This window comes from Streptomyces blattellae, from assembly GCF_009709555.1.
GTDB lineage: Bacteria > Actinomycetota > Actinomycetes > Streptomycetales > Streptomycetaceae > Streptomyces > Streptomyces blattellae.
In genome coordinates this window covers 1-20,000 of sequence record NZ_WJBG01000104.1, presented here as the reverse complement: position 1 = coordinate 20,000, position 20,000 = coordinate 1, and the positions used below count along the sequence as shown (strand labels likewise).

Annotated in this window: 18 protein-coding genes (1 of these 18 running past the window's edge); 9 read left to right on the top strand and 9 right to left on the bottom strand. The window is 69.7% G+C overall.

Translation table 11 applies throughout. From position 1 onward, the window contains the following. A protein-coding gene (locus GFH49_RS02705) for a DNA-3-methyladenine glycosylase (RefSeq protein WP_155054111.1) crosses the window boundary here: on the bottom strand, positions 1-556 show its 5' portion. Its footprint begins 95 nt before the window's first position; 556 of the gene's 651 nt are visible here — the first part of the coding sequence; the start codon lies at positions 554-556; its stop codon lies off the left edge, out of view. Positions 557-694: 138 nt separating this feature from the next. Here GFH49_RS02705 and GFH49_RS02700 point away from each other — a divergent pair, with 138 nt between their 5' ends. The 3 genes from GFH49_RS02700 (at position 695) to GFH49_RS02690 (ending at position 2,753) form a co-directional block, all read left to right on the top strand. Then, complete coding sequence (locus tag GFH49_RS02700) at positions 695-1,477, top strand: sporulation protein (RefSeq protein WP_155054110.1); 783 nt, start codon at positions 695-697, stop codon at positions 1,475-1,477. A gap of 41 nt (positions 1,478-1,518) precedes the next feature. Then, positions 1,519-2,058 carry a YbhB/YbcL family Raf kinase inhibitor-like protein gene (locus GFH49_RS02695; RefSeq protein ID WP_155054109.1) on the top strand — a complete coding sequence of 180 codons (540 nt, stop codon included), beginning with the start codon at positions 1,519-1,521 and terminating at the stop codon, positions 2,056-2,058. A gap of 188 nt (positions 2,059-2,246) precedes the next feature. Beyond that, positions 2,247-2,753: an HNH endonuclease gene (locus tag GFH49_RS02690; protein WP_155054108.1), complete on the top strand. Its 507-nt coding sequence runs from the start codon at positions 2,247-2,249 to the stop codon at positions 2,751-2,753. A gap of 65 nt (positions 2,754-2,818) precedes the next feature. On the opposite strand, the gene GFH49_RS02685 is transcribed toward GFH49_RS02690, so the two are convergent. The 3 genes from GFH49_RS02685 to GFH49_RS02675 all read right to left on the bottom strand — a co-directional run bounded on the left by GFH49_RS02685 (position 2,819) and on the right by GFH49_RS02675 (position 5,234). Continuing rightward, the gene (locus tag GFH49_RS02685; protein ID WP_155054107.1) at positions 2,819-3,766 is read right to left on the bottom strand and encodes an SPFH domain-containing protein; all 948 of its coding nucleotides are present in this window, start codon (positions 3,764-3,766) and stop codon (positions 2,819-2,821) included. Between the two features lie 157 nt (positions 3,767-3,923). Beyond that, positions 3,924-4,358, bottom strand: coding sequence for an NfeD family protein (locus GFH49_RS02680; protein WP_155054106.1), 435 nt, complete (start codon positions 4,356-4,358; stop codon positions 3,924-3,926). Positions 4,359-4,442: 84 nt separating this feature from the next. Next, the gene (locus tag GFH49_RS02675; protein WP_155054105.1) at positions 4,443-5,234 is read right to left on the bottom strand and encodes an ABC transporter ATP-binding protein; all 792 of its coding nucleotides are present in this window, start codon (positions 5,232-5,234) and stop codon (positions 4,443-4,445) included. Between the two features lie 138 nt (positions 5,235-5,372). Between GFH49_RS02675 and GFH49_RS02670 the strand changes: the two genes are divergently transcribed. Continuing rightward, positions 5,373-6,212 (top strand): Rv1486c family protein, encoded by an 840-nt coding sequence (locus tag GFH49_RS02670; RefSeq protein ID WP_155054104.1) that lies wholly within the window; start codon positions 5,373-5,375, stop codon positions 6,210-6,212. Between the two features lie 113 nt (positions 6,213-6,325). Here the strand turns inward: GFH49_RS02670 and chpE are convergent, their stop codons facing one another. From chpE to GFH49_RS02655, 3 genes are all read right to left on the bottom strand, one after another. Beyond that, entirely contained in the window at positions 6,326-6,571 is a 246-nt protein-coding gene (gene chpE, locus GFH49_RS02665; RefSeq protein WP_155054103.1) for a chaplin ChpE, read from the bottom strand. Positions 6,572-6,727: 156 nt separating this feature from the next. Then, the gene (locus GFH49_RS02660; protein WP_155054102.1) at positions 6,728-7,369 is read right to left on the bottom strand and encodes a response regulator; all 642 of its coding nucleotides are present in this window, start codon (positions 7,367-7,369) and stop codon (positions 6,728-6,730) included. Then, complete coding sequence (locus GFH49_RS02655) at positions 7,362-8,507, bottom strand: GAF domain-containing sensor histidine kinase (RefSeq protein WP_155054101.1); 1,146 nt, start codon at positions 8,505-8,507, stop codon at positions 7,362-7,364. The genes GFH49_RS02660 and GFH49_RS02655 overlap by 8 nt, the downstream gene beginning before the upstream one ends. Before the next feature lie 427 nt (positions 8,508-8,934). On the opposite strand from GFH49_RS02655, the gene GFH49_RS02650 reads away from it, so the two are divergent. The 3 genes from GFH49_RS02650 (at position 8,935) to GFH49_RS02640 (ending at position 11,852) form a co-directional block, all read left to right on the top strand. Then, entirely contained in the window at positions 8,935-9,630 is a 696-nt protein-coding gene (locus GFH49_RS02650; RefSeq protein WP_155054100.1) for an SDR family NAD(P)-dependent oxidoreductase, read from the top strand. After that, positions 9,627-10,748: an S-adenosylmethionine:tRNA ribosyltransferase-isomerase gene (locus GFH49_RS02645; RefSeq protein WP_155054099.1), complete on the top strand. Its 1,122-nt coding sequence runs from the start codon at positions 9,627-9,629 to the stop codon at positions 10,746-10,748. The genes GFH49_RS02650 and GFH49_RS02645 overlap by 4 nt, the downstream gene beginning before the upstream one ends. A gap of 300 nt (positions 10,749-11,048) precedes the next feature. Further along, complete coding sequence (locus tag GFH49_RS02640; protein ID WP_155054098.1) at positions 11,049-11,852, top strand: transglycosylase SLT domain-containing protein; 804 nt, start codon at positions 11,049-11,051, stop codon at positions 11,850-11,852. A gap of 82 nt (positions 11,853-11,934) precedes the next feature. On the opposite strand, the gene GFH49_RS02635 is transcribed toward GFH49_RS02640, so the two are convergent. Next, complete coding sequence (locus GFH49_RS02635) at positions 11,935-14,466, bottom strand: ABC transporter ATP-binding protein/permease (protein WP_155054097.1); 2,532 nt, start codon at positions 14,464-14,466, stop codon at positions 11,935-11,937. A 241-nt stretch (positions 14,467-14,707) separates the two neighbouring features. Here GFH49_RS02635 and GFH49_RS02630 point away from each other — a divergent pair, with 241 nt between their 5' ends. Together GFH49_RS02630 and serB are read left to right on the top strand one after the other, a co-directional pair. After that, on the top strand, positions 14,708-16,636 hold the full coding sequence (locus GFH49_RS02630; protein ID WP_155054096.1) for a streptophobe family protein: 1,929 nt from the start codon (positions 14,708-14,710) through the stop codon (positions 16,634-16,636). A gap of 192 nt (positions 16,637-16,828) precedes the next feature. Continuing rightward, positions 16,829-18,037 carry a phosphoserine phosphatase SerB gene (serB, locus tag GFH49_RS02625; protein WP_155054095.1) on the top strand — a complete coding sequence of 403 codons (1,209 nt, stop codon included), beginning with the start codon at positions 16,829-16,831 and terminating at the stop codon, positions 18,035-18,037. A 106-nt stretch (positions 18,038-18,143) separates the two neighbouring features. Here serB and ltrA read toward each other — a convergent pair whose 3' ends face one another. After that, positions 18,144-19,397: a group II intron reverse transcriptase/maturase gene (gene ltrA / locus GFH49_RS02620; protein ID WP_230396118.1), complete on the bottom strand. Its 1,254-nt coding sequence runs from the start codon at positions 19,395-19,397 to the stop codon at positions 18,144-18,146. Positions 19,398-20,000: the final 603 nt, after the last annotated feature.

Here is a 20,000-nt window from a genome sequence, read left to right as displayed (position 1 = left end):
CGCCGTCGCCGGCCACTCCGGTCCGTGGACCGTTGCGTACCTGGTCAGGAGCTACGGCGGTACCGGCAAGCATTCTCAGGGGCGTCTCCCCGGAGGCGCACGCGTCCGTGCCGTCGAGGGCTCGGTCCACTTCGAGGGCGGTGGCGAGCCGGGCCGGGCCTTTGGCCAGTTCCTTGTCACTTCGGGCCGAAAGCCGACGTTTGCGAGCCAGTTCGACGCCCTCTACGATCTCGCCGGCCCGGAGCAGGACGGCACTGGCCGTGCCGTCCGGGCCACACACCAGGTTCATGCAGTGCCACATGCCATAGGTGAAGTAGACGTACACATGGCCGGGCGGACCGAACATCACGTCGTTGCGGGTCGTGCGGCCACGATAGGCGTGGGAGCCGGGGTCGTTCGGGCCGTCGTATGCCTCGACCTCTGTGAGGCGGAGGGAGATCGGACCGTCCGGGGTCGTACGCACCAGAATGCGGCCGAGAAGGTCGGGGGCGACTTCCAGTACGGGCCGGTCGAAGAAGTCTCTGGGCAGGGGCGTACGGTCGGGGGTCGCGATCATGCCGTCCGAGCGTAGTGCAGGCCGGTGGGTGCGCGGGGTGGTCAGGAGGCCTTCCCCTTGCCAGGGTGAAGGCGCGGAACCGGCCACGGCCGTAGTGCGTTTGTAGGGATCAAGGGATCCACGCGAGAGGGAAGAGACATGGCGTTCAAGAAGCTGCTCGCGAGTCTGGGGGCCGGCGGGGCTTCGGTCGAGACGGTACTGACCGAGGTCAACGTCGTTCCGGGCGGTGTCGTCCAGGGTGAGGTGCGGATCCAGGGCGGGTCCGTCGACCAGCAGATCGAGGGGTTGTCGGTCGGTCTGCAGGCCAAGGTCGAGGTCGAGGGCCAGGATCAGGAGTACAAGCAGAACATCGAGTTCACGAAGGAACGGCTCGGTGGGGCCTTCGAGCTGCAGGCGAACGCCGTGCACGCGGTGCCGTTCGGGCTGGAGATCCCATGGGAGACCCCGATCACCATGATCGACGGTCAGGCGCTGCGCGGGATGAACATCGGGGTGACCACGGAGCTGGCGATCGCGCGTGCGGTGGACTCCGGTGACCTGGACCCGATCAACGTGCACCCGCTGCCGGCGCAGAAGGCGCTGCTCGACGCGTTCATCCAGCTGGGCTTCCGCTTCAAGAACGCGGACATGGAGCGCGGTCACATCCGGGGTACGCGTCAGAAGCTGCCGTTCTACCAGGAGATCGAGTTCCTGCCGCCGCAGCAGTACCGGGGGCTGAACCAGGTCGAGTTGAGCTTCGTCGCGGACGCGAACGCCATGGACGTCGTCCTGGAGATGGACAAGAAGCCGGGGCTGTTCAGCGAGGGCAGTGACACCTTCCGTTCCTTCCAGGTGGGGTTGCACGACTTCCAGGGCACCGACTGGGTGGCGTACCTCAACCAGTGGCTGTCCGAGGTCGGCAGCAAGCGCAACTGGTTCTAGGCTCGGGACCACTGAGTAGGAATCGATCAGGAGGTACCGAGGTGACCGAGCTCAAGCGGCGGCCGCTCCCCCATGACTTCCATCCGCCCGTGCCGTCGTTCACGGTCACGAGCGAGCACGTAGAAGAAGGTGCGGCGCTCAAGGACGCTCAGGTCTACGCGGCCGGCAACACGTCGCCGCAGCTGCGGTGGGAGGGCTTCCCACCCGAGACCAAGAGCTTCGCCGTCACGTGTTACGACCCGGACGCACCTACGGGCAGCGGCTTCTGGCACTGGGTCGTCTTCGACATCCCAGTCTCGGTGACCGAACTGCCGGAGGGCGCGGGCAGCGGCAAGTTCGAAGGGCTGCCCGAGGGCGCCGTACAGGCGCGCAACGACTACGGCACGAAGGACTTCGGCGGTGCCGCGCCGCCGCCCGGGGACGGGTCGCACCGGTATGTGTTCACGGTGTACGCCGTGGACCAGGAGAAACTGGGTCCGGATTCGGACGCCAGCCCGGCTTTCGTGGGCTTCAATCTGCGGTTCCATGCGCTGGCGCGCGCCCAGCTCATCGGTGAGTACGAGGTGCCTGCCGAAGCCTGACGTTCACTGAACGTTTGCCCGCCCCTGGTCTTGGAAGTGATCAGGGGCGGGCATTTTGTTGCCGGGGGACGCGGGGGTCACCCCCCGTGGGAGCAGCAGATATTGCGTTGTCCATCTCGGCGTGCCCGGCCAGAGTTGATCCCAGCCCGCCATGGGGTGGGCCGGTGCGACACGGGAGGTGGGCTGGTATGCGGGACACGCTGGTACTGAACGCGAGCTTCGAGCCGCTGTCGACGGTGACGTTGAACCGAGCCATCGTTCTGGTGCTGCAGGACAAGGCTGTCGTCGAGCAGGCCCACCCCGAACTGCGTATGCGGGGAGCCGCGGTCGACATACCGGCGCCTCGGGTGATCAGGTTGTGCAGGTATGTCCGGGTGCCCTTCCGAAGACAAGCTCCGTGGTCGCGCCGGGGTGTTCTGGTGCGGGACCGGAACAGGTGCGCGTACTGCGGTCGTCGGGCGACGACCGTCGATCATGTGGTGCCCCGGTCGCAGGGTGGGCAGGACACGTGGCTGAACACGGTCGCCTCGTGTGCGGAGGACAATCACCGGAAGGCGAATCGGACGCCGGAGGAGGCGGGGATGCCGCTGCTTCGGGAGCCGTTCGAGCCGACGCCGGCGGATGCGATGTTGTTGGCTCTGGGTCAGGAAGAGTTTGCCGCGCTGCCGGATTGGCTGGCGCAGCCGGCCGCCTAGACCGTAGTAGGGGTAGGCGTCGGCCCCGCGCCCCAGGAGGGGCGCGGGGCCGACCGCCGGTTCTCTCAGTCGAGTGTCGGCTTTTCGCGGCGTTCCGTGGCCGGTGCGGAGCCTCCGTTGCCTGCTGAACCGCCGCCCATCGGGCCGAAGTTGCCCATGGCGCCGCTCAGGCCCTTGAGGGCGTCGCCGATCTCGCTGGGCACGATCCAGAGCTTGTTGGCGTCGCCCTCGGCGATCTTGGGGAGCATCTGGAGGTACTGGTAGGCGAGGAGCTTCTGGTCCGCGTCGCCGGCGTGGATGGATTCGAAGACCGTGCGGATCGCCTGGGCCTCACCCTCGGCGCGCAGGGCGGCGGCCTTGGCCTCACCTTCGGCGCGCAGGATCTGGGACTGCTTCTCACCTTCGGCGCGCAGGATCTCGGACTGCCGGACACCTTCGGCCTGGAGGATCGCGGCGCGCTTGTCACGGTCGGCGCGCATCTGCTTCTCCATCGAGTCCTGGATGGAGGTCGGCGGCTCGATGGCCTTGAGTTCCACGCGGTTGACGCGGATGCCCCACTTACCGGTGGCTTCGTCGAGGACGCCGCGCAGGGCCGCGTTGATCTCCTCGCGGGAGGTCAGGGTCCGTTCGAGGTCCATGCCGCCGATGATGTTGCGGAGCGTGGTGACGGTGAGCTGCTCGATCGCCTGGATGTAGCTGGCGACTTCGTAGGTCGCGGCCCGGGCGTCGGTCACCTGGTAGTAGATGACGGTGTCGATGTTCACGACCAGGTTGTCCTGGGTGATCACCGGCTGCGGCGGGAACGGCACGACCTGTTCACGCAGGTCGATGCGGTTGCGGATGGTGTCGATGAACGGGACGACGATATTGAGGCCCGCGTTCAGCGTCCGCGTGTAGCGGCCGAAGCGCTCGACGATGGCGGCGCTGGCCTGTGGGATCACTTGGATCGTCCTGATCAGGGCGATGAAGACCAACACCACCAGGATGATCAGGACGATGATGATCGGTTCCATCGTCGCTTCCCCGTACCCTTCTCCGCCTCGGCGCCTTCGGAAGATCTTATGCCTATTGAAGATCTTTTTGTTGAAGATCTTGCTGGTCGAGTCTGACAGACCGTCGCGTAACTCGTGGGTTCTTCGCTTCAGTTGCGTGATACGCCGACCGACGAGGTCACATGATGATCGCCGTGGCGCCCTCGATGTCCACGACATCGACCTCCTCGCCTACTTCGTAGACACGGTCGGTGTCGAGGGAGCGTGCCGACCAGACCTCCCCGGCGAGCTTGATACGACCACCGGAGCGGTCGACGCGCTCCAGTACGACGGCCTGTTTGCCCTTCAACGCGTCGACGCCAGTGGCGAGTTGGGGTCGTTGCGCTCGATGCCGGGCCGCGATGGGCCGTACCACGGCGATGAGTGCGGTCGATACGACGGCGAAGACCGCGACTTGGATGACGAGGGTGTCACCGCCGAAGGCGCCTGCGGCCGCCGCGGCCGCGACCGCGCCCACCGCGAGCATGCCGAGTTCGGGCATCGCTGTGATCACAAGCCCGACACCGAGCCCTGCCGCGCCGATCAGCCACCACACCCACGGGTCGATTTCCACAAGGTCATGGTAGGACCGCGAATCCCCCGCGGACAGGGCGCAGATCAGGTTGGCACACGCTTCTTACGTTGTGGGCACGGGAGTTCAGGACAGCGGGAGGCCCTGTGCGGTCCAGCGCTCGCCGACCTGTTCGACGACGAGGGGCAGGCCGAAGCAGAGGGAGAGGTTGCGGGAGGTGAGTTCGAGCTCCAGGGGACCGGCGGCGAGGACCTTGCCCTGGCGGATCATCAGGACGTGGGTGAAGCCGGGGGCGATCTCCTCGACGTGGTGGGTGACCATGAGCATCGAGGGGGCGATCGGGTCGCGGGCGAGGCGGCCGAGGCGGCGTACGAGGTCCTCGCGGCCGCCGAGGTCGAGACCGGCCGCGGGCTCGTCCAGGAGGAGCAGTTCGGGATCGGTCATCAGGGCGCGGGCGATGAGGGTGCGCTTGCGTTCGCCCTCGGAGAGGGTGCCGAACCTGCGGTCCAGGAAGTCGCTCATGCCGAGGCGGTCGAGGAAGGCGCGGGCGCGCTGTTCGTCGATGTCCTCGTAGTCCTCGTGCCAGCCGGCGGTCATGCCGTACGCGGCGGTCAGCACGGTCTGCAGGACGGTCTGGCGCTTGGGGAGCTTGTCGGCCATGGCGATGCCGGCCATCCCGATGCGCGGGCGCAGTTCGAAGACGTCGACCTGTCCGAGGGTGTCGCCGAGGATGGTGGCGGTGCCCTTGCTGGGGAAGAGGTAGCTGGACGCGACATTGAGGAGGGTCGTCTTGCCGGCACCGTTGGGGCCGAGGATGACCCAGCGCTCGCCCTCCTTCACCGACCAGGAGACCTGGTCCACGAGAGCCCGGCCCTCCCGGACCACGGATACGTCCTGAAGCTCCAGAACATCGCTCATGAGCGCGTTGTCTCCCCTTGCAGTGTGACCGGTCTCGGCGTCGGCTTCTCGCATGCGCCGGGTAGGCGCAGCCCTCGACGAAATCTACGCCACGGGCCGCCCGCTCCATTCCATCGGTCCGGTCCTTAGGCTGGGCGCATGCTCTCGGAACCGCGTTCAGGACGCCTCGCCGCTTGGGGAAATGCCCTTTTGGCCGGACTTGTCTCTCCAGATGACGCCGTTCTCGCCATCGTCGGCGAGGACGCGGTGCATCGGGTGGAGGGGCTGCCGGGTGAGGCCGCGCCGGTCGGGCTCACGCTCGCGTTGGGGAGACTGCGGGCGCTGGGAGTGACCGGGCTGCGGATCGCGCTGCCCCAGCCCGGACATCCGCTGGGGCTGAGCGGACCGCCGGAGTTCAACGCGCGGGCGCTGGAGGCCGAGGAGGCGGTGATCTGTTACGGCGCCGCCCTCGGGTTGGTGCCCGAGGTGTACGAGGCCGGGCCCGACGGCGATGTGCATGTCGAGGTCGTATGGCACTGCCTGGCGGTGCGGGAGGCCCCGCCCGCGGATGTGCCGTCGCTGGGTGAGGCCGAGCGCGAGCTGGCGGAGGCGTTGCGGGAGGCGACGGAGGTGCTCTCGCGGCTGGATGTCGCCGGGTCCGGGCCGGTGGCCGAGGCGGCGATCGATGCGTACCGGGCGCGAGTCGACGGGGCGGCGCGCAGCGCCTCGTTGAGGGGTGGTGGTCGGGCGACGGGCGGGAGCGGCCGAGAGGTGCTGGCGCCGGGGTATCCGCCGCGGGCGGTACGGGTGCTGGTGCTGGCGCAGCGTGTCGGGGTGCTGATTTCGGTGGCGTACGAGAACGGGCACGGGGGTGCGGTGAGCGCGGGCGAGATGGCGGCTCGGGGGGCTGCGCTGCGGCCGGTGGAGCGGACGGCCCGGCGGGCGCAGGTCGCGGCGTACAACTCGGTGGTGGAGGAGCGGGAGCGCGGGGCGCGGTAGGGGATGCCGCGGGGCGCGGTAGAGGATGCCGCTTCGGCAGGTCGGACGCTGACCGGCCCCCCGGGGGTGGGTGCCCGGGAGGCCGGAGGTCACTGCCTGCTCCGCGAGGGAGGTCAGCGGTTGATGCCCATGTTGCCGAAGGCGGGGTTCAGCACACCGACGACGTTCACGCTGTTGCCGACCGCGTTCACGGGGATGTGCACCGGGGCCTGGACGACATTGCCCGAGACGATGCCCGGCGAACCCACGGCCTTGCCGTGGGCCACGGCGCCGTCGGTGGCGGAGGCCATACCGGCACCGGCGGCGACCAGCCCGCCGGCCACCATCGTCACGGCCGCTGCCTTCTTCAGGTTCTTCACTTCTAAGCCCTCCTTGCGATTGCCGCGGCAGTCGCCGCAGCACGCACTGGAGAACGGCGGAGATCCACGGAGGATGCGCCATCTGGGGGACATTCCCACGACGGTATGAATCTCAGCCCGGAGTGGAACCCTCCGTATTGCCGCTCGGAGTGGTCGTCATCCGGCCATACCATGGCGTACCGCCCACAGCGCGGCCTGGGTGCGGTCCGCCAGGTCGAGCTTCATCAGGATGTTCGACACATGGGTCTTCACCGTCTTCTCGGAGAGGACCAGGGCGCGGGCGATCTCCCGGTTGGAGCGGCCGTCGGCTATGAGCCCCAGCACCTCGCGTTCCCGCTCCGTGAGCGAACCGGCTCTGCTCTGGCCCGAGTTGGCCTCCTCCTGGGACAGCAGGGCGCCCGCGACCTCGGGCTGGAGCAAGATGTGGCCGGCGTGCACGGAGCGGATGGCACCGGCCAGGGCTTCGGGGTCGACGTCCTTGTAGACGTAACCGGCGGCGCCGGCGCGCAGGGCCGGTACCACCGTGCGTCGTTCGGTGAAGCTGGTGACGATGAGCACGCGCGCGGGGTTGTCCAGTTCGCGGAGTCTGCGCAGCGCGTCGACGCCGTCCATGCCCGGCATCTTGACGTCCATGAGGACGACGTCGGGCTTCAGCTCCTCGGCGCGGGCGACTCCTTCGGCGCCGTCCGCGGCCTCGCCCACGACCTCGATGTCGTCCTGCACTTCGAGGAAGGTGCGCAGGCCGCGGCGGACCACCTGGTGGTCGTCGACGAGCAGCACCCTGATTGCGTCAGCCACCGGGGACCTCCATCTCGATCGTGGTGCCCTTGCCGGGCGCCGACTCCACCGTCAGGCCGCCGCCGACCCCACTTGCCCGGTCCCGCATGGAGACGAGGCCGAGGTGGCGGCCCGCGCGGCGTACCGACCTCGGGTCGAAGCCGTTGCCGTCGTCGGTGACCCGCAGGACGGCTCCGCCGCCGTGCCGGTCCAGGGTCACGTCGACGTGCTGGGCGCCCGAGTGCCGCAGTGCGTTGTGCAGGGCCTCCTGGGCGACGCGGAGCACGGCCTCCTCCTGGGCTGCGGGCAGGGCCCGTACCCCCCGTCCGGCGAAGGTCACGCGTGCGGTGTGGGCGCGGTCGAGGACCTGGACCTGGGTGCGCAGGGTGTTCACGAGCCCGTCCTCGTCGAGTGCGGCGGGGCGCAACTCGACGACCGCGGCGCGCAGTTCGTCGGCCGCCTCGGCGGCGAGCAGGGCCACCTGGTGCAGCTCGCCTTTGGCGCGGGACGGGTCGCGGTCCACGAGGGCGGCGGCGGCCTGGGCCGTCAGGCGCAGGGAGAAGAGCTTCTGGCTGACCGCGTCGTGCAGTTCGTGGGCGAGGCGGGAGCGTTCCTCGGCGATGGTCAGCTCGCGGCTGCGCTCGTAGAGACGGGCGTTGGTCAGGGCGATGGCCGCGTGCTGGGCGAGGATCGAGAGCAGTTCCACGTCGTCCTCGGTGAAGCCGCAACCGCCGTCCGGCTTGGGGCAGTTCTTGTTGGCCAGGAACAGCGCCCCGATCACCTCGTCGCCGTCGCGGATCGGCAGGCCCAGGAAGTCGGCCAGGTCGGGGTGTGCCGACGGCCAGCCCTCGAAGCGGGGGTCCTTGCGGACGTCGGCGAGACGCTCGATCTTGGCCTCCTGGAGCATCGCGGCGAGGATGCCGTGCTGGCGCGGCAGTGGGCCGATGGCCTTCCACTGCTGGTCGCTGACCCCGTCGACCACGAACTGGGCGAAGCCTCCGTGGTCGTCCGGGACGCCCAGCGCGGCGTACCGCGCGTCGAGCAGTTCGCGGGCCGAGGCGACGATCGTCTTGAGGACGTCGCGCACCTCTAGATGCCTGCTCATGGCCAGCAGCGCGGAACTCACCGCGGCGAGGCCGGACCGGGGGCCTTGACTCATGTCCTCACGGTACCGGCGGGGTCGGACAACGCGGATCGGGCCGCCGACGGCCACCGCCTAGGGCTGGGGGCCTAGGCCGCAGGTCCCCGGGCGCATGGCTTGAGGGCCTGTCCGGCGGATCAGGCCGGCTGCCCGGAACGGCACCTCGTCAGTGCAGGTGAGCGGGGGCGATGAGGGTGCTCCGCGCGAGCGGATTCGAGCGTGGAGGAGCGGCCGGCCGCAAGGCGGAGGCGGACATCGGCGCGATGGGGAGTCGGCGACCGGCGACAACGCCGCAGGTGGGCGTGCCAGGCCCCGCGACGCCGGCAAGGTCCGCCCGACCGGCCTAGGGCGAAAGGCTCCACCGCTTTGCGGCCCGCGTCCGAGGCGGCGACCGCAGGCCCGTTCCTACGTTGAGGGCAAGCCGATCACGAAGGAGACGTGTGTCATGCCGGTAGCGATCATCACAGGGGCGTCGAAGGGACTCGGGCGAGCGCTCGCCGAAGCACTGGCCGCGCGGGGCTGGGACCTGGTGCTGGACGCCAGGACGGCGAAGGTGCTGGACGAGACCTCGGCGGCCGTGTCCGCGTACGGCACGCGCGTGACGGCTCTGCCGGGGGACGTCACGGACGCCACGCACCGGTCCCGGCTGGTGACGGCGGCCTGGCAGCTCGGCGGGGTCGATCTGGTGGTGAGCAATGCGAGCGCGCTGGGCGCCGAGCCGCTCGTACGGCTGGACGCGCTGCCCCTGGAGGGGCTGCGGCGGGCGCTGGAGGTGAACGTGGTGGCCGCGCTGGGCCTCGTCCAGGAGGCGCTGCCGCTGCTGCGGGCGTCGGAGGCGGGCACGGTGATCACGGTCAGCTCGGACGCCGCCGCGGAGGCCTACGAGACCTGGGGCGGCTACGGGTCCTCGAAGGCGGCCCTGGACCATCTCGCGGCGGTGCTCGGCGAGGAGGAGCCCGGGCTGCGGGTATGGGCGGTGGACCCTGGCGACATGGCCACGGACCTGTACGCGGCGGCCGTACCGGACGACGACGATCCGCGGCCGGCGCCGGTGAGCGTGGTGCCCGCCTTCCTGCGGCTGCTGGACGAGCGTCCGGCCGGCGGCCGGTACAGCGCGCCCTCCCTGATGGAGGGGCGATGACGCCGGCGCTACAGGTTCCGGAGGAGTTGTCCGCGCGCGTGCCTGTCGAGCAGCGGGGGCCGGGGCTCGACCGGGATGCCGTGCGGCTGCTGGTGTCGCGGGGCTGCGAGGTGGCGCACCACGCGTTCAGGGAGCTGCCGCGGTTGCTGCGGGCCGGGGACCTGCTCGTCGTCAATACGTCGCCGACGCTCGCCGCCGCGGTGGACGGGCGGATCGGGCACGCGCGCGTGGTCGTGCACTTCTCCACGCGCGGGGACGACGGGCGGTGGGTGGTCGAGCTGCGGGAGCCCGACGGGAGGGGCACCACACGCGCGCGTACGCGTGGGCCCGCGGGGACAGAGGTGCGGTTGCCCGGGGGCGTACGGCTGGTCCTGGAGGAGTCGCTGAGCGAGCGGCTGTGGTGGGCGCGGGCGGCCGGGGCGGAGGTGCTCGGCGTGCTCCGGAAGCATGGGCGGCCGATTCGCTACTCGTACACGGAGAGGGACCAGCCCCTGTCCGTGTACCAGACGATCTTCGCTCTCCCCAGTCCGGACGGCTCGGGCAGCGCGGAGATGCCCAGCGCCGCCCGGCCCTTCACGGCCCGGCTGGTGGCGGAGCTGGTGAGCCGGGGGGTGCAGTTCGCTCCCGTGACGCTGCACACCGGGGTCGCTTCGCCCGAGGTGCACGAGCCGCCGTACCCGGAGTGGTTCGCGGTGCCGGAGGCGTCGGCGCGGCTGATCAACGCGGTTGCGTCCGGGGACGGGCTGGTGATCGCGGTCGGTACGACGGCCGTGCGGGCGGTGGAGTCGGCGGCCGGGCCCGACGGGGTCGTACGCGCGCGTGCGGGGTGGACGGATCTCGTCGTCACTCCGGAGCGCGGGGTACGGGTGGTGGACGGGCTGCTGACCGGGCTGCACGAGCCGGAGGCCTCTCATCTGCTGATGCTGGAGGCGGTCGCGGGGCGCGCGGCGGTCGACCGGGGGTATGAGGAGGCGCTGGGCGGGCGGTACCTGTGGCACGAGTTCGGGGACGTGCACCTCGTCCTGCCGACGAAGGTCCTGCCGACGAAGGTCCTGCCGACGAAGGTCCTGCCGACGAAGAACTCTCACCCAGAGCATTGCTCCAGCAACACTTGGTGAGACCGTCACCCGCTCGATGTGAGGCCGCGCATAGGGCGCAGATCACGTACGAAAGTCAATAGGAGTTAAACAGGACCTGCATGAGCGGGACAGACGCTATGGTCTGTCCCGTTTTGCCCCTCCCTGGTCCACTATCAGGGATAGTACGTCACACCTTTGCATGGCATTTTTGCGGCCGCTAAGAATGGCTGCCGTCGCTCAGCGCCGCGGGTATCGCCTCGCGGCGTTTGTGCCGGAAGCACCCGTGTCCCCTGCCGGACAGCGAGCGACCTCCGCGCTATTCGAAGAGGTCCATCTGCCATGCCCAAGAACACCCAGAACCCCGGTCACAGTCGCACCCTGACGCGCACGCACAAGATCGCCATAGCCGGTGTCGCCACGCTCGGCGCCGCCGCGGTCGCGATCTCCGCGGTGCCCGGCAACGCGCAGTCGACCACGGCCGAGGCTCCCCCCGCGGGCAAGGTGGCGTACAGCTCCGAGCAGATCAAGGATGTCAAGGCCGGCGTCACCGACCAGCTCGCGTCCGCCGGTGTGAAGGCCGAGGAGATCGCGGCCAAGAAGAAGGCCGCCGAGGCTGCCGCCAAGCACAAGGCCGCCGTGGCCCACGCCAAGCACGAGGCCGCCGTGGCGACCGCCAGGCACAAGGCCGCCGTGGCCCATACCAGGCACGAGGCCGCCGTGGCGACCGCCAAGAAGAAGGCCGAGGCCGCGCGCAAGGCGAAGGAGGCCGCGAGCCGGGCCGCCAAGCGCGCCGCGGCCAAGCCCGTCGCCGCGAAGAAGTACGCCAACAACCTCGACGGCTGGATCAAGCACGCCCTCGACATCATGGACGACAAGGGCATCCCGGGTACCTACAACGGTCTGTACCGGAACATCATCCGCGAGTCCTCCGGCAACCCGAACGCCATCAACAACTGGGACATCAACGCCCAGAACGGCGTCCCGTCCATCGGTCTGCTGCAGGTCATCAAGCCGACCTTCGACGCCTACCACGTCGCCGGCACGGCCTGGAGCCAGTACGACCCGGTCGCCAACATCGTCGCCGCCGCCAACTACGCGGCCGACAGGTACGGCTCGATCGACAACGTCAACAGCGCGTACTGAGGTCGGCGCGGACCTCAGCCTCGCGTCACGCCGAAGCGCGGCGCCCCACGGGGTGCCGCGCTTCGGCGTCGTACGGGAGCGGTTACTTCCGCATGACCTCCGGCTCGTGCCGGCGCAGGAAGCGGGCAACGAAGAAGCCGCAGATCACGCCGATGGCGATCAGGGCGGCCATGTCCATGCCCCAGGCGCCGACGGTGTGCTCCCACAACGGGTCGTCGCTCTCCCCCTCGGCCGGCGGGCTGACCCGGTTGAAGTCGAGCGTGGCGCCCGCGGCGGCGACGGCCCAGCGCGACGGCATCAGGTACGAGAGTTCGTTGACGCCGACCGCCCCGGCCAGGGGGAAGAGGCAACCGGTGAAGACGACCTGGACGATCGCGAACATGACCAGCAGCGGCATGGTCTTCTCGGCTGTCTTCACCAGGGCCGAGATGATCAGGCCGAACATCATCGCGGTGAAGCCCAGCGCCATGATCGGAATGCACAGTTCCAGGAGGATCTGGCTGCCGAAGACCAGGCCCTCGTCGGGGATGGTACGGCTGGAGAAACCGATGAGGCCGACCATCAGCCCCTGAAGGACAGTGATCACTCCGAGCACGAACACCTTGGACATCAGGTACGCGGACCGGGACAGGCCGGTCGCGCGCTCCCGCTCGTAGATGACCCGTTCCTTGATCAGCTCACGGACGGAGTTGGCGGCGCCGGAGAAGCAGGCGCCCACCGCGAGGATCAGCAGGACGGTGAGGGCCGTGCTGTTGGCGACGGGCTGACCGGTCTCCGGGTTGATCTCCGTGTTGACCAGGAGGTCCTTGCCCTGGTCGATCAGCAGGCTGACCGAGCCGAGGACGAGCGGCAGGATCACCGTCAGGGCCAGGAAGCCCTTGTCGGAGGCGATGACCGTGACGTAGCGGCGCACGAGGGTGCCGAACTGGGACATCCAGCCCTGCGGCTTAGGCGGGCGCATCGCCTGCATCGGCGGCATCTGTACGGACTGCGGCGCGATGGCGTCGATGTCCGCGGCGTACATCTGGTAGTGCTGCGAGCCCTTCCAGCGTCCCGCCCAGTCGTAGTCACGGTAGTTCTCGAAGGCGGAGAAGACGTCGGCCCAGGTGTCGTAGCCGAAGAAGTTCAGCGCCTCCTCGGGCGGGCCGAAGTAGGCGACCGCACCGCCCGGAGCCATCACCAGGAGCTTGTCGCACAGCGCCAGCTCGGCCACGGAGTGGGTGACCACGAGGACCGTACGGCCGTCGTCGGCGAGGCCGCGCAGCAGCTGCATGACATCGCGGTCCATGCCCGGATCGAGGCCCGAGGTCGGCTCGTCCAGGAAGATCAGCGACGGCTTGGTCAGCAGCTCCAGGGCGACGGAGACGCGCTTGCGCTGGCCGCCGGAGAGGGAGGTGACCTTCTTCTCCTTGTGGATGTCCAGCTTCAGCTCGCGCAGCACCTCGTCGATACGGGCCTCGCGCTCGGCGCCGGTGGTGTCGGCCGGGAAACGGAGCTTGGCCGCGTACTTGAGGGCCTTCTTCACGGTCAGCTCCTTGTGCAGGATGTCGTCCTGCGGGACCAGACCGATGCGCTGGCGCAGCTCGGCGAACTGCTTGTAGAGGTTCCGGTTGTCGTAGAGGACATCGCCCTGGTTGGCGGGCCGATAGCCCGTCAGCGCCTTGAGCAGGGTCGACTTGCCGGAACCGGACGGTCCGATGACCGCGACCAGCGACTTCTCCGGCACGCCGAAGGAGACTTCCTTCAGGATCTGCTTGCCGCCGTCGACGGTGACCGTCAAGTGGCGTGCGGAGAAGGAGACCTCACCGGTGTCGACGAACTCCTCCAGGCGGTCGCCGACGATTCGGAACGTCGAGTGGCCGACGCCCACGATGTCGGCGGCGCCCAGCAGCTGCGAGCCGCCCTTGGCGATCGGCTGGCCGTTGACGTACGTGCCGTTGTGCGAGCCCAGGTCGCGGATCTCCATACGGCCGTCGGGCATCGAGTGGAACTCGGCGTGGTTGCGCGAGACCTGCAGGTCGGAGACGACCAGGTCGTTCTCCAGGGCACGGCCGATGCGCATGACGCGGCCGATCGAGAACTGGTGGAACGTGGTCGGACTGCGGTCGCCGTAGACCGGCGGCGCCCCCGCGCCACCACCCGGGCCCTGCGGCTGCGGGATCTGCGGGGCGGCCTGCCGCGGCTGCTGCCGGCCCTGCTGTCGCGGAGCCTGCTGCTGCGGCGCCTGTTGCGGCGGCGCCTGCTGCACCCAGCCGGGACTCGCGCTCTGCGCGGCGTACGGCTGCTGCTGGGGCTGCTGCTGGGGCTGGGCGACCGCGGCCGCGGGGCCGGACGCGTTCAGGCACGGGCCGTCGGTCGCGTTGCCGAGGTGCACGGCCGAACCGGGGCCGATCTCCATCTGGTGGACCCGCTGCCCCTGCACGAAGGTGCCGTTTGTGCTGCCGTGATCCTCGATGACCCAACTCCGGCCGCCCCAGCTGATCGTGGCGTGACGCCAGGACACCCTGGCGTCGTCGAGCACGATGTCCCCCTGCGGATCTCGTCCAAGGGTGTATGACCTGGACGGGTCGAGCGTCCAGGTCCGTCCATTCAATTCCAGTACGAGTTGCGGCACTCCACGCCCCACTGAGTAGTCCCCCGAGTTACCCCCATCACAGGGAGTGTAGGGATGTCGAACATCGTCGGGAACTCTTTCAGGCTCCGCCTCCTGACCGGAAGCAGGACCTTGTGAGGACCACGCGCCCACGCTTCGACTGGTTCCGTTGACGGGGTTGAAACCGGCCCGGAGAGTGGTAATCCCACGCGAGGGGGACACGCGCGGCTCCAGCGCCGCGCCGCGGATCGGGGGGTCTGCCATGAACTCTGGCACCAGCGTCGAGACCGTTCACCGAGTCAGGAGCGTGCCCTGGGGTGATGTCCTGCTGTCCGCGGTCGCCGCCGTCAGCTGGGCGTTGATAGGCATGGCGGGCACGGCCGCGCTCGGCCTGCATCTGCTGGAGGCGGACTCCACCGCGTCGCTCGGACCGATGACCGCGGCGGTGGTCGCGCTCGGTGCGGGTGGTTCGGTCAAGCCGTCGGGCGATGTGTCCGCCTTCGGCCTGACCGGCGCGGAGGCGAACACCGCCATCCAGATCACGCCCTTGGGAGTGAGCCTGGTCGGCGCGCTGCTGCTGTCATGGTTCTTCCTACGGTCCTTGCGCACGGCCGGAGTCGTGATCTCCCGGTCCGAACTCATCGCGCGCGCGGGCACGGTGGTCGCCTTCTTCGTGGCGACGTTGGGCGGGCTGGCCTGGGCGGGGCACGACGTCATCACGATCGACGGAGCCGCGCTCGGCCTCGACGACCTGACCGGCGGAGGCGGGGACGGCGGCCTGGAGATTCCCGGCGTCGGTGACATCGGGGACATCGGCGGGCTGCTGCCCGATCAGGTCGGCGACCTCGTCGACGCCGGCGCGGCGGTCGGCTTCACCGTCGACACGGTGCCCACGCTGCTCGGCGGCCTGGGCTGGTCGGCGGGGGTCCTGCTGATCGCCCTGCTGGCCTCCCGCCGCACTCCCCTGCCGCACGGCTGGGAGGTCGTCCACCGAGTGGTACGGCCGGCCGTGTCCGCTGTCGTCACGGTGCTGCTGGTGGCGGTCGCGGCGGGGCTCGCGGCGGCGGCGTACGCGGCGATCAGCGACGACAACCCCAAACGGATCGCCGGCGCGGCCCTGCTCGGCGCCCCGAACGGCGTCTGGCTGGGCATCCCCGTCGGCCTCTTCGTGCCGTGGGACGGCCGCGCGTCCGGCCCTCTGGCCACCCTTCTGCCGGATCCCTTGGACGACCTGCTGAGCTCCGAGGCCGACCAGTCCGTCTCCCTGAGCCGACTGGCCGAGCTGGACGGGCGAGTGTGGCTGCTCGGAGTCGCCGCCGCGCTGATGATGCTGCTGGCGGGGGTACTGCATGCGGTGCGGACGCCTGTGGTGGGGGGTTCGGGGGGCGTACGGGATCCCGGAGTCGTACGGGATCCAGGGGCCGTACGCGAACCAGGGGCGATACGGGATCCAGGGGTCGTACCGGGTCCAGGCGTCCTGGGTTTCGCCGGGCGGTGTGCGTTGCGGCTCGGGATCGTGACCGCGCTGGCGCTGCCGCTGCTTGCGTGGCTCACGGACGTGTCGGTGGATGCCTCGCTGTCGGTGCTGGGCGTGGACGCGTTCGGGGCCGGGATCGAGTTGCACGGGCATCTCGGCATGGCGTTGCTCCTGGGTGCCGCCTGGGGTGCGGGGGCGGGGGCCGCCGGGGCTCTGCTGGCGCGCGCGACCGGAGCGGCGGGGCAGGCGGCGGCGCAGTCGGCGCGCGGTGACGTCGGGGCGGGGGCCGCGGGGGTGACGGCCGAGGGGGCGGTCGGCGGGGCCGCGTTTCCGCAGCATGCGGGGCGGTCCGGGCCGTACACGCCCGGTACGCCGTATCGGCCGCCGAACCCCGCCACCAACCCGTATCTGCGGGTGCCGGACGAATTGCGGGAGCCGGAGGATACGCGGCCGTGGCCGGAACGGCGCGAGGCGGGGGCGTCGGGGTCGGAACGGGGGGAGGCGAAAAGGGCAGAGGCGCCGCCGGGCGGCGACATGTACGGCACGCCGACGGTGTCCCGTCCGATGGGCCCGCCGCCGCGGTGGCCGCGCCGGTCGGGCAAGCCGCGTCCGGAGGCGGGGGAGCAGGCCTCGCCGGGCGAGCGGCGACCGCCACCACCGCCACCACCGCCTCCACCCCCTCCCCCGCCTCCGGGGACACCGAAAGGCCGCTGAAGGGGCGCTCAGGGGGCGCTCAGGGGGCGCTGAACCGACGGGCCGGTGGCCGTGCCGTGTCCGTCGGTGGCCGCCGTTCCGCTGGGAGCCGCCCGTCAGCCCGCCGTTACCAGAACGACATCCAGTGTTCCGTGTCCGCTGGACGGACCTCCGGGGCGGCGGGCACGGAGTGCCGGATACGGTGGGAGCACCATGAGCGCTTCGCAGACCTCAGAATTCCCCACCCTTCTCGTCAAGATCTTCGGGAAGGACAGGCCGGGCATCACGGCCGGCCTCTTCGACACCCTCGCCACCTACTCGGTCGATGTGGTCGACATCGAGCAGGTCGTCACGCGTGGCCGGATGGTGCTGTGCGTGCTGGTGACCGAGCCGCCGCGAGGGCTCGAAGGGGAACTGCGGGCCACCGTCCACAGCTGGGCGGAGGCCATGAAGATGCAGGCGGAGATCATCTCCGGCACGGGCGACAACCGGCCCCGCGGCCTCGGCCGTTCGCTGGTGACCGTGCTCGGTCATCCGCTCACCGCGGAGGCGACCGCCGCGATCGCGGCCCGCATCACACGCACCGGCGGCAACATCGACCGCATCTTCCGGCTCGCCAAGTACCCGGTGACGGCGGTCGAGTTCGCGGTGTCCGGCGTGGAGACCGAGCCGCTGCGCACCGCCCTGGTGACCGACGCGGCGGCACTGGGTGTCGACGTGGCGGTCGTCGCCGCGGGACTGCACCGGCGCGCACAGCGTCTGGTCGTGATGGATGTGGACTCGACGCTCATCCAGGACGAGGTGATCGAGCTCTTCGCCGCGCACGCGGGCTGCGAGGCGGAGGTCGCCGAGGTGACGGCGGCCGCGATGCGCGGGGAGCTGGACTTCGAGCAGTCGCTGCACGCGCGCGTGGCGCTGCTGAAGGGGCTCGACGCCTCGGTCGTGGACAAAGTGCGCAGCGACGTACGGCTGACGCCGGGCGCGCGCACGCTGATCCGTACGCTGAAGCGGCTCGGCTACCAAGTGGGCGTCGTGTCGGGCGGGTTCACTCAGGTCACGGATGATCTGAAGGAACGTCTCGGCCTGGACTTCGCCCAGGCCAACACGCTGGAGATCGTCGACGGGAAGCTGACCGGGAAGGTCACCGGTGAGATCGTGGACCGGGCGGGCAAGGCGCGGCTGCTGCGCCGGTTCGCCGCCGAGGCGGGTGTGCCGCTGGCGCAGACCGTGGCGATCGGTGACGGTGCCAACGATCTCGACATGCTGAACGCGGCCGGGCTGGGTGTGGCGTTCAACGCCAAGCCGGTCGTCCGCGAGGCCGCGCACACCGCGGTGAACTTCCCCTTCCTGGACACGGTGCTCTATCTGCTGGGCGTCACCCGCGAAGAGGTCGAGGCGGCGGACACCCACGACGAGGGCTGAGCGGTCGAGGCCCTGAACGGGACGGGGCTGAGAAATCGGGTAGGAGGGCCGGGTCGCCCGGCCCTCCTCCCACACCACCGGACATGCGGGTCACGCATCCGGCGGTTCACCAAGCTGATCTCAACCGTTGCCAGGTCGGCTTGAGCGTCTTCAGGCCGAGGTCGTCCCAGTAGGAGTTGGGCAGTGCCCGCGCGAGGACGGGGGAGCCCGCGATCCGCCAGTAGCCCTTGCTGCTGTTCCCCCACTCACGGGAGAACTGCTCGTTGAACCCGAGCTTGCGCAGCATGGCCCGGCGGGCCCGGGGGATCTTCCATTCCTTCCAACGGATCTGCCGCATCCTGCGGTGCAGCCACTTGTCCAGCTCGCGGAACAGATGCGCACCGTCCGCGAGCCGGAAGTAGCCCATCCAGCCAACGATGAAGCGGTTGATCTTCGCGATACGTTCGTTCATCGCGATGCTCCACCGGCGCGAGGTCAGCTCCCGCAGCCGCATCTTCAGACGGACGACCGCCTTCGGATCGACGCGGATCCCAACCTTCCCACGCCGGGCAAAATAGAAGCCGAACCCCAGCATCGTCATGACAGAAGCTGGGACCACCTTCGACTTGTCCCGGTTGACCTTCAGTTTCAACCGCTGCTCGACCACGGCCGTGACCGAGGCGAGCACCCGGCAAGCGGCTCGCTTGCTCCGCACGAAGACACGAACGTCGTCTGCGTAACGCACGAACCGGTGACCGCGCTTGAACAACTCCCGGTCCAGGTCGTCGAGCATGATGTTCGACAAGACCGGCGACAGCGGGGAACCCTGGGGGGTCCCCTCCGCGCTCGGCATCCTGATGCCGCCCACCATGATCCCGGCGTCCAGATACCTGCGGATCAGCTTCAAGACCCTGCGGTCATCGACCTTGCGCGCCACCCGCGCCATCAGGACGTCATGCTGAACCCGGTCGAAGAACCGGTCCAGATCAAGGTCCACGACCCAGCGGTGTCCGTCCTCGATGGCCCGCCGCGCGACACGGACCGCCTGATGGGCGGACCGGCCGGGACGGAACCCGAAGGACGACCCCGAAAACTGCGGGTCGAAGATGGGCACGAGCACTTGCGCGATGGCCTGCTGGATCAAGCGGTCCAGCACCCGCGGCACCCCCAGCATCCGCTCACCGCCGCCAGGCTTGGGGATGATCACCTGACGGACCGGCGCCGGCCGGTAGATGCCCGCGTCGAGTTCGGCCCTCACTTCGGGCCAGTGCACCGCGATCCACGGCCTCAGCTCAGCCGTGGTCATGCCGTCCACCCCGGGAGCACCCCGGTTGACTTCAACGCGGTTGAGCGCCGCGAGCAGGTTCTCCTTCGAGAGCATCAACTCCCACAGCGAAGACTCCCGCTCCCGGTGAACGCCCTCCGTGGAGTGCGCCGACCGGCCACTACGCTCCGCCAGGACACTTCCGGAATGCACCGGTCCCTTCCCGGTCGGCACCGCCGAAGCGGACTTACTGCGGTCCACGTGACCAGCACGAGCAACCACCACATCACCCGTTCCACTCGATGTTCGGCCCTTCCCAGCCCGCCACGCACCGGCAGCCATCCCGGCTGGTACTACGACCTCTGCTGACTTCTGCCCGGTCAGCCCGCGCCTCCCGGCACGGACCGTCGGCGCGGCGACAACTTCAGCACAACCGACACCCGGACAGATCTCCCCAGGTAAGAACGATCACTGTCCCTGGATCCCCGCCGCGTTTACGCACTGGCCCTCTTGGCAGTGACGGGCATCGCCTTCTCGTGCAGGCTCACCCGACCAGTACGCCTCATACGCGATTCGCGTTCCTCGGTACCCAGGTCTCGCCTCGGGCTTCCTCCAGACCCCACCTCACGATGACGCCCTTGCCTCCGGCTCGGGGTTAGCACCACCTCTTCCCCCAGGGGACTTCCACCCCCAAGCAATCGCCCATGCTGGGCACACACG

Bases quoted from the DNA above. Each gene is read 5' to 3' on its own strand.
- ltrA (WP_230396118.1), bottom strand. From the start codon at position 19,397: ATGCTCTCGAAGGAGAACCTGCTCGCGGCGCTCAACCGCGTTGAAGTC.
- GFH49_RS02670 (WP_155054104.1), top strand. From the start codon at position 5,373: ATGCTCTCGGAACCGCGTTCAGGACGCCTCGCCGCTTGGGGAAATGCC.
- GFH49_RS02685 (WP_155054107.1), bottom strand. From the start codon at position 3,766: ATGGAACCGATCATCATCGTCCTGATCATCCTGGTGGTGTTGGTCTTC.
- serB (WP_155054095.1), top strand. From the start codon at position 16,829: ATGAGCGCTTCGCAGACCTCAGAATTCCCCACCCTTCTCGTCAAGATC.
- GFH49_RS02640 (WP_155054098.1), top strand. From the start codon at position 11,049: ATGCCCAAGAACACCCAGAACCCCGGTCACAGTCGCACCCTGACGCGC.
- GFH49_RS02630 (WP_155054096.1), top strand. From the start codon at position 14,708: ATGAACTCTGGCACCAGCGTCGAGACCGTTCACCGAGTCAGGAGCGTG.
- GFH49_RS02690 (WP_155054108.1), top strand. From the start codon at position 2,247: ATGCGGGACACGCTGGTACTGAACGCGAGCTTCGAGCCGCTGTCGACG.
- GFH49_RS02700 (WP_155054110.1), top strand. From the start codon at position 695: ATGGCGTTCAAGAAGCTGCTCGCGAGTCTGGGGGCCGGCGGGGCTTCG.
- GFH49_RS02655 (WP_155054101.1), bottom strand. From the start codon at position 8,507: ATGAGTCAAGGCCCCCGGTCCGGCCTCGCCGCGGTGAGTTCCGCGCTG.
- GFH49_RS02650 (WP_155054100.1), top strand. From the start codon at position 8,935: ATGCCGGTAGCGATCATCACAGGGGCGTCGAAGGGACTCGGGCGAGCG.
- GFH49_RS02675 (WP_155054105.1), bottom strand. From the start codon at position 5,234: ATGAGCGATGTTCTGGAGCTTCAGGACGTATCCGTGGTCCGGGAGGGC.
- GFH49_RS02645 (WP_155054099.1), top strand. From the start codon at position 9,627: ATGACGCCGGCGCTACAGGTTCCGGAGGAGTTGTCCGCGCGCGTGCCT.